Annotated in this window: 15 protein-coding genes; 4 read left to right on the forward strand and 11 right to left on the reverse strand. The window is 64.6% G+C overall.

Annotated features, from left to right (window positions below):
• On the forward strand, window positions 1–211 hold a 211-nt coding region (locus HCZ97_RS02880; RefSeq protein WP_167687171.1), incomplete at its 5' end, for an SDR family oxidoreductase.
• Between the two features lie 6 nt (window positions 212–217).
• Here HCZ97_RS02880 and HCZ97_RS02885 read toward each other — a convergent pair.
• The 7 genes from HCZ97_RS02885 to HCZ97_RS02915 form a co-directional block, all read right to left on the reverse strand.
• Window positions 218–1,594, reverse strand: a complete 1,377-nt coding sequence (locus HCZ97_RS02885; RefSeq protein WP_167687172.1) for an FGGY-family carbohydrate kinase — start codon at window positions 1,592–1,594, stop codon at window positions 218–220.
• Window positions 1,591–1,905 (reverse strand): L-rhamnose mutarotase, encoded by a 315-nt coding sequence (rhaM, locus tag HCZ97_RS02890; protein ID WP_167687173.1) that lies wholly within the window; start codon window positions 1,903–1,905, stop codon window positions 1,591–1,593. Before rhaM ends, HCZ97_RS02885 begins: the two co-directional genes overlap by 4 nt.
• A 14-nt stretch (window positions 1,906–1,919) precedes the next feature.
• Window positions 1,920–2,918, reverse strand: coding sequence for an ABC transporter permease (locus HCZ97_RS02895; protein ID WP_167687174.1), 999 nt, complete (start codon window positions 2,916–2,918; stop codon window positions 1,920–1,922).
• A complete protein-coding gene (locus HCZ97_RS02900; protein WP_167687175.1) occupies window positions 2,915–3,907 on the reverse strand; it encodes an ABC transporter permease in 993 nt (330 codons plus the stop codon). The genes HCZ97_RS02895 and HCZ97_RS02900 overlap by 4 nt, the downstream gene beginning before the upstream one ends.
• Window positions 3,904–5,436, reverse strand: a complete 1,533-nt coding sequence (locus tag HCZ97_RS02905; protein ID WP_167687176.1) for a sugar ABC transporter ATP-binding protein — start codon at window positions 5,434–5,436, stop codon at window positions 3,904–3,906. Before HCZ97_RS02905 ends, HCZ97_RS02900 begins: the two co-directional genes overlap by 4 nt.
• A gap of 81 nt (window positions 5,437–5,517) precedes the next feature.
• Window positions 5,518–6,510: a rhamnose ABC transporter substrate-binding protein gene (gene rhaS / locus HCZ97_RS02910; protein WP_167687177.1), complete on the reverse strand. Its 993-nt coding sequence runs from the start codon at window positions 6,508–6,510 to the stop codon at window positions 5,518–5,520.
• Window positions 6,511–6,560: 50 nt separating this feature from the next.
• Entirely contained in the window at window positions 6,561–7,364 is an 804-nt protein-coding gene (locus HCZ97_RS02915; protein ID WP_167687178.1) for a DeoR/GlpR family DNA-binding transcription regulator, read from the reverse strand.
• Between the two features lie 189 nt (window positions 7,365–7,553).
• Between HCZ97_RS02915 and HCZ97_RS02920 the strand changes: the two genes are divergently transcribed.
• The 3 genes from HCZ97_RS02920 (at window position 7,554) to HCZ97_RS02930 (ending at window position 11,805) form a co-directional block, all read left to right on the forward strand.
• The gene (locus HCZ97_RS02920; RefSeq protein ID WP_167687179.1) at window positions 7,554–9,662 is read left to right on the forward strand and encodes a bifunctional rhamnulose-1-phosphate aldolase/short-chain dehydrogenase; all 2,109 of its coding nucleotides are present in this window, start codon (window positions 7,554–7,556) and stop codon (window positions 9,660–9,662) included.
• Between the two features lie 112 nt (window positions 9,663–9,774).
• Entirely contained in the window at window positions 9,775–11,049 is a 1,275-nt protein-coding gene (gene rhaI, locus HCZ97_RS02925; RefSeq protein WP_167687180.1) for an L-rhamnose catabolism isomerase, read from the forward strand.
• A gap of 384 nt (window positions 11,050–11,433) precedes the next feature.
• Entirely contained in the window at window positions 11,434–11,805 is a 372-nt protein-coding gene (locus HCZ97_RS02930) for a hypothetical protein (RefSeq protein WP_167687181.1), read from the forward strand.
• Here the strand turns inward: HCZ97_RS02930 and HCZ97_RS02935 are convergent.
• From HCZ97_RS02935 to HCZ97_RS02950, 4 genes are read right to left on the reverse strand one after another with little or no spacing between them, the layout of a single operon-like run.
• The gene (locus HCZ97_RS02935) at window positions 11,802–12,536 is read right to left on the reverse strand and encodes a FadR/GntR family transcriptional regulator (protein ID WP_167687182.1); all 735 of its coding nucleotides are present in this window, start codon (window positions 12,534–12,536) and stop codon (window positions 11,802–11,804) included. The genes HCZ97_RS02930 and HCZ97_RS02935 overlap by 4 nt on opposite strands.
• Window positions 12,533–13,528 carry a galactofuranose ABC transporter, permease protein YjfF gene (gene yjfF / locus HCZ97_RS02940; RefSeq protein WP_175581628.1) on the reverse strand — a complete coding sequence of 332 codons (996 nt, stop codon included), beginning with the start codon at window positions 13,526–13,528 and terminating at the stop codon, window positions 12,533–12,535. Before yjfF ends, HCZ97_RS02935 begins: the two co-directional genes overlap by 4 nt.
• Window positions 13,525–14,574, reverse strand: a complete 1,050-nt coding sequence (locus HCZ97_RS02945) for an ABC transporter permease (RefSeq protein ID WP_167687183.1) — start codon at window positions 14,572–14,574, stop codon at window positions 13,525–13,527. The genes yjfF and HCZ97_RS02945 overlap by 4 nt, the downstream gene beginning before the upstream one ends.
• Complete coding sequence (locus HCZ97_RS02950; protein ID WP_167687184.1) at window positions 14,574–16,076, reverse strand: sugar ABC transporter ATP-binding protein; 1,503 nt, start codon at window positions 16,074–16,076, stop codon at window positions 14,574–14,576. The genes HCZ97_RS02945 and HCZ97_RS02950 overlap by 1 nt, the downstream gene beginning before the upstream one ends.
• Between the last annotated feature and the right edge of the window lie 10 nt (window positions 16,077–16,086).

Consider the following 16,086-nt stretch of genomic DNA (forward strand, 5'->3'; position numbering starts at 1 on the left):
CCCCATACGGACCGCACTGTTCGATCAGGCCAATCCGCCCGACTCCCCGCGCACGCAGGCGGTCATGCAAGCCATCCCCGTCAAGCGCATCGGCACCCCAGAGGACGTGGCCCATTCGGTGAGCTTCCTGCTGGATGACCGCGCGGGCTTCGTGACCGGCCAGGTCGTGCCGGTCTGCGGGGGCATGACAGTTGGCTCCGGCAGCGCCTGAAGCGGCTCACCCTAGGGCCAGCTCGGACACCTCGGCCTGCCAGTCTGCGGCATAGGCCCTGAGCGCCGCGGCATCCCGTGGCGCGACCGGGCGGGTGCGCGGGGCCACCTGCGCCTCTGAAAAGAGCATGGCCGCCCCCGTGCTGGTGCCCGTGGCAGAGGTCGACAGTTCCACCCCTTCCGGCGAAAGGGCGGCAAGCATTTCCGTGTAAGTCGCGTTGGCCGCAAAGGGCCCCTCGAGGATAACCGGCCCGGCCGCGCCGGTCAGGTCCAGACAGGTGCGGGTCATCAAAGCCAGGTACCAGGACAGCGCCGCCATGCGCTGCGCGTCATTTGCAGGCTGCCGCGTCCAGCAATGGCGACGCCCGGGAAAGGGCCCGGATTCCGGAACCACAGAGGGCATCAGCATCACGCCATCGCGCAAAACGGCCTTCAGGTCTTCGTCCGTGGGCGTTGCGGTGCAGCCCTGCCGGATCACCTCGTAAGCGCGTCCGCCCATGTAGCGGGCAGAGGGCACGGGCTGGCCAAGCGCGTTGACATTGACCAGCGTGTCGCGCGCGGCCGACAGGTGCGGGGTCTCTCCGCCGATGGACATGGCCACCAGCCATGTGCCTGTGGACACGACGGAAAAGGCCCCCTGCCGCCCGGCTAGATGCGGAAAGAGAGAGGCATTGCTGTCATGGATGCCGCAGAGCACCGGCGTATCGGGGGTCAGCCCGGTCGCCGCGCAGACGGCGGGCGTGACCGTGCCAAGCACATCGCCGGATTTGCGCGGCTCCGGGATCTTGCCCGCCAGCCCAAGGGCTTCGACCAGCGATGAAAACCGCCCTTCCTGCGGAGCCCAGAGATCGGTGTGGCACCCAAGAGAGGTCACATCCGTGGCGAAACGCCCGGTCAGCCGATATCCCCAGTACTGCGGATAGGTCACCACATGGGCGGTGCGCTCTGCCAGGCCCGGATCCTGGCGGAACTGCCAGAAAAGCTGCGCGCCCAGGTTCAGCCCCATCGCCAGGCGTGGAGAGCCGGTCTCCGCGAAATCGGGGCGGATCGCGTCATATGCACCCGCCAGGCTGTCCGGGCCGTCATGTTCATAATCCAGCATCGGCGCAGCCAGCTCGCCCGCCGCGTCCAGCAGCACCGCGGATGCCCCATGGGTCGTGACGGAAATCCCGTCGATCCCGTGACTGGCCTGAAAGCTCTTCAAGGCTTCCAGGAAGAATGCCCAATGCCCCTCAAGATCGAAATGCGGCCAGGGCGGGCCCGCCAGCACGCGATTGGGGCGGGTGACCACGGCCAGTTCCTGAAGCGTGGCGGCATCGACAAGGGCAAGCTTTGCATTGGTCTTGCCCACGTCGATGACGGCGATATGGCGGATCCTGGTCATGGCAGGTGAAACACCGTTTCCAGCGTTTTCGCCACGGGCTCGTTATCGGGGTGTACCTCCATGATATCGGCCATGTGGGCCCACCAGCGCTGCATCACCGGATGCTCCGGAAGGGCGTCCATGCCGTGATCCTTGCGCCGCCAAAGCACGCCGAAAAGAAGCCGCGTCTCCGCGTCGTAGTGGATCGAGTAATCCTCTACCCCGGCGTCCTTCAATAGCGCCACCAGCTCTGGCCAGATCTCGTCATGGCGGCGGCGGTATTCCTCAAGGCAGCCCGGGTGCAGGACCATGCGAAAAGCGTGTTTTTCCATTGTCCGACTCTCCTTCAGCGCCGCATGAGCTTCCAGAGCCGCGGCAGCGCCACGACCCCGATGAGCAGCATGCCGATGAAGATCGACATGACGATGCCGGGCACGTTCAGCAGCCCCAGCCCGAAGGTCACCAGCCCCATGACGAAGGCCGCGATCACCACGCCGGGGATCGAACCGGATCCCCCTAGGATGTTCACGCCACCAAGCACAACCATGGTGACCACCTCAAGCTCCATCCCCGATGCGATGGACGGGCGCGTGGAGCCAAGACGAGAGGTCAGGCAAACCGCCGCCAGCCCGGACATGAGGCCCGTCAGCAAAAACAGGATGAACTTCACCCGCCCCACCCGGATGCCAGAGAACAGCGCGCCGGTGGCATTGTTGCCCACGGCATAGACCGCGCGGCCGAAGTTGGTCCGGTGCAGCACGATGGCATAGATGACCGCCAGCAGCGCAAAGATCACCAGCTCGACAGAGATCACCCAGAAGGCATAGCCCTGCCCGAAAAAGGCAAAGCTGTCCGGGTAGCCCCGAAAGGCGCCATCGCCCAGCACGATGTAGGAGATACCGCGAAACAGGCTCATGGTGCCGATGGTCGCCACGATGGAGGGCAGGCCCAGGCGTGTGACCAGGAAGCCGTTGAAACCGCCGCAGGCCAGGCCCGTCAGCAGGCCCACCAGCACGATCACCGGGGTGCCCGCGCCCGCCTGCATCACCACGCCCATGGCCGTGGAGGCCAGCGCGATGATCGAGGCGACGGAAAGGTCAATCTCTCCGGCGATGATCAGCAGGGCCATGGCGAAGGCGATCATCGCCTTTTCGGTGAAGTTGAAGGTTGCGTCGCTCAGGTTCCAGGCGTCCAGGAAGTAGGGCGAGGCGAAGCTGTTCAGGACAAAGATGCCGATCGCGACCAGCAGCAGAAGGCTTTCCCAGCTTTTCAGCGCCTTCTGCGCCGGTGTGGCCAGCTGATCGGGAATGCGGCGTCCGGTTCCCGTGCTCTCGGTCATGCTCATTGCGCCTGCTCCGCGGATTTGAGGATAACGCGGCCCTTGGTCCGGTCGGCCCGCGTGTTGAAGGTGACGGCCAGGATGATCGCCGCGCCGGAGATGGCCAGCTGCCAGAAAGGAGAGACATCGATCACAGGCAGGGCGTTCTTGATCACGCCAAGGAAAAGCGCGCCCAGGACGGCCCCGCCCACGGTGCCAAGCCCGCCCGCGATGGAGATGCCCCCGATCACGCAGGCGGCCACCACGTCCAGCTCGAACCCGCCAGCGATATCCACGTAGGCCACGGCGTAGCGCGCGATCCACAGATAACCGGCCAACCCTGCCAGCATCCCCGAAATCACGAAGGCGATGAACTGGGTCTTGCCGACGTCAATGCCGGTATAGACCGCGGCGTGGGGATTGCCTCCAACGGCATAGAAACTGCGCCCAAGCGCGGTGCGGGTCATCACCAGCACCATGACACCCGCCATGACGATCGCAATCCAGCTAAGGACAGGAAGGCCAAGGATGACCTGCCGCGGGAAGCCAGTGAAATGGGCCGACATCTCATGGGAGTTCACCCAGCTGCCGTCCGACAACAGGAAGATGATGCCGCGATAGATGGTCATCGTGCCAAGTGTCACCACGATGGGCGGGATGCCGAGCTTCCACACCAGGATGCCGTTGAACGCCCCCATCACGCCGCCCAGGAAGACGGCCAGCACCAGCGACACGACGATCGGCAGATCCGGGTAGGCGACGTTCAGCATGGCGCAGACCATGCCCGTCAGCGCCAGGTTCGCCGCCACCGAAAGGTCGATGCAGCGGGTCAGGATCACCACCATCTGGCCAAGCGCCAGAAGAATCAGCGGCGAGGTGTCGTTGAAGACCGACACCAGGTTGGAGAGGGCGACGAAGCCTGGGAACCGGGTCGAGATCAGCACCATGACCAGCGCGATGACCGCGACCAGGATCGCCTCTCTCGATTTCAGCAGGGATGTGAGGGAAGCACTCATGCCGCGTCCTCCTTCAGGCCGATACCGGCGGCGTGCCGGACCAGGGTTTCGGGGGTCAGCGCATCGCCTTCCAGCTCAGCGGCGATCCGGCCTTCGCGCATGACGATCACGCGGTCGGCCATGCCCATGATCTCCGGGATCTCGGAACTGACCATGATGACGGAAAGGCCTTCGGCGGCCAGTTCGGACATGAAGTCATGCACGGCCGCCTTGGAGCCGATGTCGATCCCCTTGGTCGGTTCATCCAGGATGATGACCTTGGGCCGGGTGGCCAGCCACTTGGCAATGACCACCTTCTGCTGGTTGCCGCCCGACAGGCTGCCGACATGGGTATCAAGCGAGGCCGCCCGCAGATCGAGCCGCTGGGTATACTTGCGCGCCAGGGCGAATTCCTCAGCCAGCTGGGTGAAGCCATGCTTCGATGTCTGGCCAAGCGAGGGCAGCGTCACGTTCTGGAAGATCGGCAGGTCCAGGATGGCCCCCTGCCTGCCGCGATCCTCGGGCACGTAGACGATCCCGGCGTCGATGGCATCGGCGGGCGAGCGGATGATCTTGATGCGATCTTCCAGCCGCACCACGCCCTTCGAGGGTTTCGTGATACCGATCAGGCTTTGCATGAACTCAGACCGCCCTGCTCCGACAAGGCCGTAGAAGCCCAGGATCTCTCCGCGGCGGAGGGTGAAGTTGATGTCCTCGAACTCGGTCGGGTGGGAATAGCCCACGACCTTCAGCAGCTCGACCCCCAGCAGGGATTCCCGCTTGGGGAAGATCTGGTCGACGGAGCGGCCGACCATCATCTGGACCAGCGCGCCCTCATCGGTGTCCCGCATCAGGCCCGCGCCGACGAACTGCCCGTCGCGGAAGACGGTGTAGCGATCGGCGATGCGGAAGATCTCGTCGAACTTGTGAGAGATGAAAAGGATCGCCTTGCCCTGCGCCTTGAGGGTATCGACCAGCTCGTAAAGCTCCTCGATCTCCTTCTGGGACAGGGCGGCGGTGGGTTCATCCATGATCACGACGCGGGCGTCGATGGACAGCGCACGGGCAATGGCAACCAGGTGGCGCGAGGCAATGCCAAGGTCGCGCAGACGCACGCCGGGATCGATCTCTGCCCCAATGGAAGCCAGGATTTCCCCCGCCCTGCGCTTCATGCCAGCCCGGTCGATCATGCCGAAACGGGTGCGCGGCGCATGGCCGATAAAGATATTCTCCGCCACGGACAGCTCATCGAAGAGCACGGTTTCCTGGTGGATGGCCGTGACGCCGGCATCGGCCGCCGCCTGGGCCGTGGGAAAGGCCGTGGGCTGCCCGTCGATCAGGATCTGCCCGCCGTCCGGCTGGTAGATGCCCGTCAGGATCTTCACCACGGTGGACTTGCCCGCGCCGTTTTCCCCGATCAGGGCCGTCACCTCGCCGGGATGCAGCTCAAGCTCCACACCGTCAAGCGCCCGGACGCCGGGGAATTCCTTCACGATACGGTCGAGCGCCAGCACAGGTCTCTCTTGGGCGCCATCGGGGGTCTCGGCCATGGTTGCCTCGCACGGGTCGAAAGTCATTGGGGAAAGGGGCGGCCCGCAGGCCGCCCCGGATCGCGATCGCGCATCAGGAGATCAGAAGATGTCCTTGAAGTCGTCGATGTTGCTTTCGTCGTAGACGAAGGGATCGGCCATGGCGGCAGCGCCGGTTTCGTCCAGGGTCACTTCACCCATGCGCCCGATCGGGATCACGGTGCCCTCACCCACTTCGGCATCCGCGTTGGCGGCCAGGAAATGCGCCATCATCGTCGCGGAGTAGCCCAGGTCGATCGGGTTCCAGATTGCAAAGGACTTCGACGCGCCGCTTTCGATGGCCCCGGCCATCTCGGACGGCAGGCCCAGGCCGGTGACGTTCACCTCGCCGACCTTGCCCGCATCCACCACGGCCTGCGCCGCAGCCACGATGCCGACGGAAGTGGGCGCAATGATCGCATCCAGCTCCGGGTAGCTTTGCATCAGGCCGGTGGCCTCACGGTAGGATTTGTCCGCCAGGTCATCGCCGTAGACGGTGCCCACAACCTCGATGCCGGGGTAGTCCGGCAGCACCTTGGTCATCTCCTCGATCCAGATGTTCTGGTTGGTGGAGGTGGTGGTGGCCGACAGCACGGCCACTTCGCCGCCGTCGGGCAGCTCATCGGCGGCCAGCTTGATGATCATGTTGCCGATCAGCTCGTTGGACGAGGGGTTCAGGTGCGCCATGCGCCCGTCTTCCGCCACGCCGGAATCCCAGGAGATCACGGTGATCCCACGCTGCATCGCCTTCTTCAGCGTCGGCACCAGCGCATCGGTGTCATTGGCAGAGATCGCGATCGCGTCGACCCGCTGGGCGATCAGCGAGTTGATCACCTCGATCTGGCCTTCGGCGGTGGTGTCGGTGGGGCCGGTGTAGATGATCTCTACATCGCCCAGCTCTTCCGCGGCTTCCTCTGCGCCTTTCGCGGCAGCTTCGAAGAAACCGATGCCAAGCGCCTTCACGACCAGCGCGATGCGCATGTCATCGGCGGCGGCGGCATTGGCGAACAGACCCGTGGCAATCGCCACGCTGGTCATCAATCTGGACAGTTTCATGGTACTCCTCCCTGAATACGGTATCCCGAGTTATCTCCTCCACCCCGATCTCACGGGGCAGCTGCGTCCTGTTTCGCGGCGCTCGGGTGCGCCACGATCAGCTTCACGCCTGCCGTTTCCAGCATGGCGGCGTCACGGTCGCTGATCCCGTCATCGGTGATCAGCACATCGATCCGGTCCAGCGCGCAAAGCACCAGGCTAGAGCGAATGTCGAATTTCGAGGAATCGACCAGCAGGATCAGCTCATCCGCTTGCCCGATCAGCTTCTGTTCGGCCTGGATCAGCAGCGGGTCTGCCTCCATCAAGCCCAGTGGCCCCACGCCCTGCGCGCCCATGAACATGCGGCGGGCGTAGAAATTGCGGGTCACGTCGTTGTCGAAGGGGGACAGCACGATGTTCTGTTCGCGGTAGATCACCCCGCCAGAGATCAGCACCGTGTTCTTGGAATGCTTCAACAGGTGTTCTGCGATGGGAAAGGAGTTGGTGAAGACCTGGCAGCGCCGGCTGGCCAGCGGATGCACCATCTGGAAGGTGGTCGTGCCGCCGTTGATGATGATCGGCTCACCATCCTCGCACAGCTCCACCGCCGCGCGCGCAATTGCCTGCTTCTGAGCGATCCTGATCGTTTCGTTCACAGAGAAGGGCCGCCCGGCAAGGCCGGGGAAGTTCGCGGGCTGCAAGGCCTCGGCCCCGCCACGCACCCGGCGCAGCCTCTTCTGCACGTGAAGCGCGGCGATATCCCGACGGATCGTCGCCTCTGAAGCGCCTGTGAGCGCACAGAGATCCACCACCGTCACGACGGGCCGGTCCTGGACCGCGGATAGGATGATTCTGTGGCGTTCTTTCTCGTGCATATTGCCCTCCCTGTGGCTGGAGCGTCGCGCAAAACTTCAATCATTGTCAATCATATTTTGCCATTCCGATCATTATGCAGGTGCAGCATGATCGAATTTGATCGAATCTGATTGACATTCTGGCGCACGCCCGGCAGGCTCTCGATGTAACCGACCCTTTATCAAGGTACGACCGGGAGGAGCACATCCATGACGACCGTCGATAAAAAGCTGCATACGCGGCTCCAGTCCCTGTGGGATGACACCAAGGCCCAGAGCATGAGCGAGCCGGAGAAGCTGCTCTATCGCTCGAACCTCCTGGGCTCGGACAAGCGCGTGACCAACTACGGCGGCGGCAACACATCTGCCAAGGCGATGGAGGTCGATCCCCTGACCGGCAAGGAGGTCGAAGTGCTCTGGGTCAAGGGGTCCGGCGGCGACGTGGGCACCATCAAGATGGACGGTTTCGCGACGCTCTACATGGAAAAGCTTGAAGCGCTGAAGGGCAAGTACCGCGGCGTGGAATTCGAGGATGAGATGGTCGGCTACCTGCCCCACTGCACCTTCAACCTGAACAGCCGCGCGGCCAGCATCGACACGCCGCTTCATGCCTATGTGCCGAAGAAACACGTCGATCACATGCACCCCGACGCGATCATCGCCATCGCCGCCTCCAAGAACTCCAAGGAGCTGACGGCAGAGATCTTCGGCGATGACATCGGCTGGCTGCCCTGGAAGAAGCCGGGCTACGAACTGGGCCTCTGGCTGGAAGACTTCTGCGTCAAGAACCCCGATGCCAAGGGCGTAGTGCTGGAATCCCACGGGTTGTTCACCTGGGATGACGACGCCAAGGCCTGCTATGAGCTGACGCTGGCGACGATCAACAAGGCCATCGAATACTTCGAGGAAAAGACCAAGGGCGTTCCGGCCTTCGGCGGCGCGGTCCATACCTCCCTCCCCGCAGAAGAGCGCAAATCCGTCGCCTCCCGCCTGATGCCCGCGATCCGCGGCTTCGTCTCGGGCAACCAACACATGGTCGGTCACTTCGAAGACAGCGATACTGTGCTGGAGTTCGTCAACTCCGCCAAGATGGAGCCCCTCGCCGCCCTCGGCACCTCCTGCCCCGACCACTTCCTGCGCACCAAGATCCGCCCCCTGGTCGTCGCCTTCGACCCCGCCAAGGGCAACCTTGAAGAGGTCCTTAACGGCCTGGCCGACCAGGTCGCGGCCTACCGAGAGGATTACGCTGCCTACTATGAGCGCTGCAAGCATGACGACAGCCCCGCGATCCGCGACCCCAACGCGGTGGTCTACCTGGTCCCCGGTGTCGGCATGATCACCTTCGCCAAGGACAAGGCCACAGCGCGGATCTCGGGCGAATTCTACGTCAACGCGATCAACGTGATGCGCGGCGCCTCCTCGGTCAGCGACTATGTCGGCCTGCCCGAACAGGAAGCCTTCGATATCGAATACTGGCTGCTCGAAGAGGCGAAGCTGCAACGCATGCCCAAGCCCAAGTCCCTGGCCGGCCAGGTCGCCCTGGTCACCGGCGGCGCCGGCGGCATCGGCGCGGCCACGGTGGAACGCTACCTCTCCGAAGGCGCCTGCGTGGTGCTGGCCGATATTGCCGAGGATGCGCTGGCCTCCACCGCCGACGCCCTTGCGGCGCGCTATTCCAAGGATGTCGTGCGCACGGTCACCATGAACGTCACCAGCGAAGAGGCAGTCGATGCCGCCTTCACCGCCGCTGCGGTGGAGTTCGGCGGCGTGGATATCCTGGTCTCCAACGCCGGCATCGCCTCTTCCGCCCCGATCGAGGAAACCTCGCTCGAGCTCTGGAACAAGAACATGTCGATCCTGTCGACGGGCTATTTCCTGGTCTCCCGCGCGGCCTTCAAGCTGATGCGCTTGCAGGGCATCGGCGGCGCGGTGGTCTTCGTGGCCTCCAAGAACGGCCTCGCGGCCAGCCCCAATGCCTCGGCCTATTGCACCGCCAAGGCGTCGGAGATCCACCTGGCCCGTTGCCTGGCGCTGGAAGGCGCCGAAGCCGGCATTCGCGTCAACGTGGTGAACCCGGACGCGGTCCTGCGCGGCTCCAAGATCTGGGAAGGCGAATGGCTGGACCAGCGCGCCTCCACCTACGGCACGGACAAGGAAGGCCTGGAGGAGATGTATCGCAACCGCTCCATGCTGAAACGCTCCGTCCTGCCCGAGGACATCGCCGAGGCCGCCTATTTCTTCGCGTCGGAGAAATCGGCGAAATCCACCGGCAATATCCTCAACGTGGACGCCGGCAACGTTCAGGCCTTCACGCGCTGACCCCGGAAGGGAGCGCCCCCGCTCCCTTCTTCTTGCCATGAATACTCCGGGGGAGTCGGCGCAGCCGACGGGGGCTGGCCCCCACCCCGGCCCGAACAGGGAGGAGACCCGCATGCTCGACCAGGACGCCATCACCACCACCAACGAGGCCGCAGAAACCGCCCTGCGGGAAGACTACGACGCGCTGGCGCAGAAGCTTGCCCGCGCCGGCACGGATATCGAGGCCATTAAGGAGCGCGCCAAGTCCTTTGCCGTCGCCGTCCCCTCCTGGGGCACCGGCACGGGCGGCACCCGCTTTGCCCGCTTCCCCGGCGCAGGTGAGCCGCGCAATATCTTCGACAAGCTCGATGATTGCGGCGTGATCCAGGCCCTGACCCGCGCCACCCCCTCGGTCAGCCTGCACATCCCCTGGGACAAGGCAGATCCGGCGGACCTGCTGGCCAAGGCCGAGGAACAGGGGATCGGCTTTGACGCCATGAACTCCAACACCTTCCAGGACCAGGCAGAGCAGGCCCATAGCTACAAGTTCGGCTCGCTCTCCCACACCCAGGCGCCGACCCGCAGCCAGGCGGTGGAACACAACCTGGAATGCATCGAGATCGGCCGGCAGATCGGCTCCAAGGCTTTGACTGTCTGGATCGGTGACGGCGCGAACTTCCCGGGCCAGACCCACATGGGCCGCCAGTTCGATCGCTACATGGACTCGATGAAGGCGATTTATGCCGGCCTGCCAGAGGACTGGCGCCTGTTCTCCGAACACAAGATCTACGAACCCGCCTTCTACTCAACAGTCGTGCAGGACTGGGGCACCAGCCTGATGATCGCGCAGGAGCTGGGCGACAAGGCCGCCTGCCTTGTCGACCTTGGCCACCATGCGCCCAACGTGAACATCGAGATGATCGTGTCGCGCCTGATCCGCGCCGGCAAGCTGGGCGGCTTCCACTTCAACGACAGCAAGTACGGCGACGATGACCTGGACAGCGGCACGATCGAACCCTACCGCCTGTTCCTGGTTTGGAATGAGCTGGTGGAGGCCGAGGACACGCCTGGGCTGAACCTCAGCCACATGATCGACCAAAGCCACAATGTCACCGACCCGATCGAGAGCCTGATGATCTCTGCCTGTGAGATCCAGCGCGCCTTCGTTCAGGCAAGCCTGGTGGATCGGAAAGCCCTTGCGGGCTACCAGGAAGAGAACGACGCGCTCATGGCATCGGCCACGCTGCGCGCCGCCTTCCGCACGGACGTGGAGCCGATCCTGGCCATGGCCCGCCTGGAAAGCGGCGGTGCCATCGATCCGGTCGCGGCCTTCCGTGCCTCTGGCTACCGTGAAAAGGTGGCCCAGGAACGGCCCGCCATCGCGCCGGGCTCCAGCGGGATCGTCTGATCTGCCGCTCGCCCGTGGGGCAGGACCGCAGGTGTGCAAGACAGCTTCAGGCCCGTGGAATGCTCCGCGGGCCTTTTGCATGGCCCCAGCCGATCCGGCCCGGCCTCACGCCTCAGCATGATCGGTCGAGCGCCCCCTCAGTCTGACCAGAAGCTCCGCCTGGGCCACGGCGCAACCCACGCCCTCCAGCACCGCTGCGCATCTACTCTATGGCCCCCCAGGACATGGCCCCCCCCCCTGGGCTTCGAAGCCACGATCCTGCCTTTCGCGGAAATCCCGCAGGCTTTCGCCACCGGCTTGATCGATGCGCTCTTCATCCCTCCGCAGACCGGCATCGATGTCCGGGCCTAGTATAACACCGAGTACTTCACCGCTGTCGGCGCCATGCACACCAAGAACGCCATCATCGTGAACAAGGATGCCTCCGAGGCCCTAAGCGAAGATGAACAGGCCGCGCTGATCGCCGCCGGCGAAGCCGCCACCGCCCGGAGCCGGGAGATGAGCAAGGCCACCTATGCCGGGCAACTGGGCATCTTGGCAGAGATCGGCACGACGTTCGAGGCCGCCCCGGCCGAAGTCATGGACCTGCTTCTGATCACCGGGGGCATCGGGTCCATTTACGGCGGCTATGCCACCCCGACAGAGGCCGCCACGCGCACCTGCTGCATGATCACGGCGATCATACTGGGCGTCACCCTGCTGGCCCTGGTGCCGGAACTGGTGACTTTCCTGCCAGACCTGATGCTGTCGCGCTAGATCCGGCCGGGGGTCGCCTCGGCCAGGTTGCGGTAGCCATCGTTGATCACGCGCTGCATGGCCACCCGGGCCTCCTGCGCGCCGCCAGAGGCGATGGCACTGGCGATGGCGCGGTGGCGCACCGCGACCACGTCGCGCCGTTCGGGAAAGGTCTGCACGGAATCCGAGGTGAAGAGCGTGTAGAGCGCGGTCTGCACCAGGTCCCCCAGCGACTGCAGGAAGCGGTTGCCGGACAGACGCAGCACCTGCTTGTGGAATTCGTAATCCGCCACGGCGAACTCCGCCCGGCTGTCGGCACGGGCCAGGCTGTCGCAAAGCTCGAACAGGCGATCGACCTCGACGGAGTTGGCGCGCCCTGCCGCCTGGGCGGCGGCGGCGGGTTCGAAGATCAGGCGGATCTCGAAGAGCTCTTCGTAAAAGCGGGTGGGGTTCTTGACCGAGGCATGCCAGCGCAGCACGTCCTGGTCGAACATGTTCCATTCGTCGGCCGGGCGCACATGGGTGCCCACCTTGGCCTTGGACTGGATCAACCCCTTGGCAATCAGTGTTTTCTTGGCCTCGCGCACCACGGTGCGCGAGACGCCGTACATTTCACACAGGTCCGGATCCAGGGGGATCATGATGCCCTCGGGGTATTCCCCCGCGACGATGGCCCGGCCGAGCTGCTCCACCACGAAGAGCGTGTGATTGCTTGCGCGCTCCGCCCCGCCCCCGGCCTGGACCAGTGTCATGAGGGGGCGGCGGAGCCAATCACCGTTCTTCTTCGTCTTGCCTGCGTCGCCCACGTCAGCCCTTTCTGCAGGAGGATGAACGCAAAGAGCAGCCCCCCGATAACGATCTTGGTCCACCAGCTGGACAGCGTCCCGTCGAAGACGATGTAGGTCTGGATGAGGCCCATGATGAGTATGCCGAAAAAGGTCCCGGCGACAAAGCCATAGCCGCCGGTCAGCAGGGTCCCCCCGATCACCACCGCGGCGATGGCATCCAGTTCGACCCCCACCGTGGCCAGCGAATAGCCCGCCGAGGTATAGAGCGAAAAGACGATCCCTGCGAGGCCGGCCAACCCGCCGGAGATCGCGTAGATGCCGATGGTGGTCCGCGCCAGCGGAACGCCCATCAGGCGGGCGGTCTGTGCGCCGCCCCCCAGGGCATAGACGTTCTGCCCGAAGCGGCTGCGGTGGGCGACCAGGATGCCGACAAGGAAGGTCAGCACCATGATCCCGCCGATCAGCCGGAAGCGCCCGCCGCTGGGGGCCTTCCAGTAGAGGCCCTGCAGGAAGTCGTAGAACTCATGGGTGATCGGCACGCTTTCGGTGGACAGCACATAGGCCGCCCCCCGGGCCAGGAACATGCCGGCCAGGGTCACGATGAAGGGCGGCATCTCAAGATAATGGATCAGCGCGCCCATGGCGGCCCCGAAGACCGTGGTGATCACCAGAACAATGGCAAAGGCCATGAGCGGGTGGATCGAGGTATCGCGCAGGATCACGGCCAGGAAGACGCCGGTGAAGGCAATGACAGACCCGATGGACAGATCGATCCCCCCCGAGAGGATGACGAAGGTCATACCCACGGCGGCGATGCCGAGAAAGGCGTTGTCCGTCAGCAGGTTGGAGATCACGCGGGTCGAGAGCATCGCCGGGTAGGCCGAGGCACAGAGCGCATAGGCCAGCAGGAATGTCGCCAGGGTGATCAGAAGCGGCAGATGGGTGGAGCGGATCATTTCGCTTCTTCCTTCCGGTTTGCGTGGATCGGCGGGGTATCGGGCTGCGGTTGCGGGCCAGAGGCGCGCAGCATGTAGACCAGGTTGCCGATGCGCGGCGACTGGATCACCAGGATCGCCAGGATCAGCACCGCCTTGATGACCAGGTTGAACTCCGGCGGCATGCCAGACAGCAGGATGACCGAGTTCACCGACTGGATGATCATCGCCCCCAGAAGCGAGGCCAGAATGGAAAACCGCCCGCCCAGCAGGGAGTTACCGCCGATGACCACGGCCAGGATCGCGTCCAGCTCAAGCCAGAGCCCGGCGTTGTTGGCATCCGCCCCCTTGATGTCGGCCGCCACGATGACACCGGCCAGCGCCGCGCAGAGGCCGGAGACCAGGTAGACGCAGATCAGCAGCACGCGCGAGTTGATACCCGCCAGTCGCGAGGAACGTTCGTTGATCCCGATCGCCTCGATCAGCATGCCGAGCGCGCTCTTGCGCACCACGAAGATCACCGTCGCGCCAAGGGCCATCCAGATCAGGATCGGGGTCGGCACGCCCAGCACGGTGCCCGCGCCCAGGTGGATCAGCCCTTCGTTGGAGAAGGTCAGGATCTTGCCCTCGGTGATCAGCTGGGCAACCCCGCGCCCGGCGACCATCAGCACCAGCGTGGCCACGATGGGCTGGATGCGCAGCACCGCGACAAGGATGCCGTTCCAGAGCCCGCAAAGCGCGCCGGTTGCCAGGGCGGCGATCAGCGCCGTGCCCCAGCCATGGCCTTCGACCACGACAGAGGCCGCCGTGGCACCGGCAATCGCCATGACCGCGCCGACCGACAGGTCGATGCCCTTGGTGGCGATGACAAGCGTCATGCCGATGCACAGAAGCGCCACAGGCGCGCCCCGGTTCAGCACGTCGATCAGGTTGCCGAACAACCGCCCGTTACGGAAGTCGACATGGAAAAAGTCCGGGAAGACCAGGACGTTAAGCAGAAGGGCCGCCGCAAGGATCAGCAGCTGCGGCGTGATCCGCTTGAGGGTGGAGGGCTTCGGGCCGGGCATCAGGCTGTTTCCTCGGCGATGGCATGAACGATATTGTCGGGGGTGATCCGGTCGCCTGTCAGCTCACCGACCTGGCGGCGGTCGCGCAGCACGACGACGCGGGTGGAATAGGCCACCAGCTCTTCCAGTTCCGAAGAGGCGACAAGCAGCGCCATGCCATCGGCACGCAGCTGCTCGATCAGGGCGATGATCTCTGCATGGGCGCCCACGTCGATCCCGCGGGTCGGCTCATCCAGGATCAGGAAATCCGGGTTGGTCGCCAGCCAGCGCGCCAGAAGCGCCTTTTGCTGGTTGCCCCCGGACAGAAGCCGGATCGGCATATCCAGGCTGGCAAGGCGGATATCCAGCGCCCGCACGTAGTTTTCCGCAATTTCGTTAATGCGGGCCTTCGGGATCGGACGCATCCAGCCCTGGCGAGCCTGAAGCGCGATGGCGATGTTCTCTCTGACGGAAAGATCGCCCACGATGCCTTCGGTCTTGCGGTCCTCGGGACAAAGGGCAAAGCGGTGGGTCACCGCCTCACGCGGGTTGGAAACGGAGATCTCCTTGCCGCGCAGGTGGATGGAGCCGGAATCGGCCTGGTCCACCCCGAAAACAAGGTTCGCGGTCTCTGTCCGGCCAGAGCCGAGCAGCCCGGCAAGGCCAACGACCTCTCCCTCGTGGACGGTCAGATCGAAGGGGGCAATGCTGCCGCGCTTGCCAAGGCCACGGAATTCCACCAGCGGTTTCCCGGCGGCTCCGGCGCGGCGTTCATGCACGCGGGCCTCAAGCTGGCGGCCCAGCATCAGGGTCACCACGTCCTTCTGGCTGACCTGCGACAGCACCCGGGTGCCGACCACCTGGCCATTGCGCAGAACCGTGGCGCGGTCGGAGATATCGAAGACCTGGTCCAGGAAATGGGTAATGAAGACAATGGCCAGCCCGCGATCCTTCAACTGGCGGATGACTGAGAACAGCAGTTGCACCTCGTCCCGATCAAGGCTGGCTGTGGGCTCATCCAGGATCAGCACCTTGCCCGACATCTCGACCGCGCGGGCGATGGCCACGACCTGCTGGATCGCCACGGAATAGGCGGTCAGCGGTTCGGCCGGGTCGATCTCCAACCCGTAGCCGCGCAGCAGCTCACCCGCCTGGGCATTCATCTTGCGCCGCGACACAAGGCCGGCGCGGCGGGGCTGGCGCCCCAGGAAAAGGTTCTCTGCCACGGTCAGGTTGGGCAGCAGGTTGACCTCTTGATAAACCGTGCCGATGCCAAGGCGCTGGCTGTCGGCGGTGCTTTGGGGATCAACCTCTTGCCCGTCCAGCTCTATCGTGCCGCCGTCGCGCCGGTAGGCCCCGGTCAGGCACTTGATAAGCGTGGATTTTCCGGCACCGTTCTCCCCCAGAAGGGCGTGGACCTCTCCGGGGTGAAGGCACAGCTCCACCTCGTCGAGGGCGATGGTACCGGGGAAAAACTTGGAAATACCCCTGGCGTGAAGCATCGGGCGCATCTGGTCTTGCATGGAAACCCCT

This window comes from Pseudooceanicola sp. HF7 (assembly GCF_011806405.1).
Lineage (GTDB): Bacteria > Pseudomonadota > Alphaproteobacteria > Rhodobacterales > Rhodobacteraceae > Pseudooceanicola.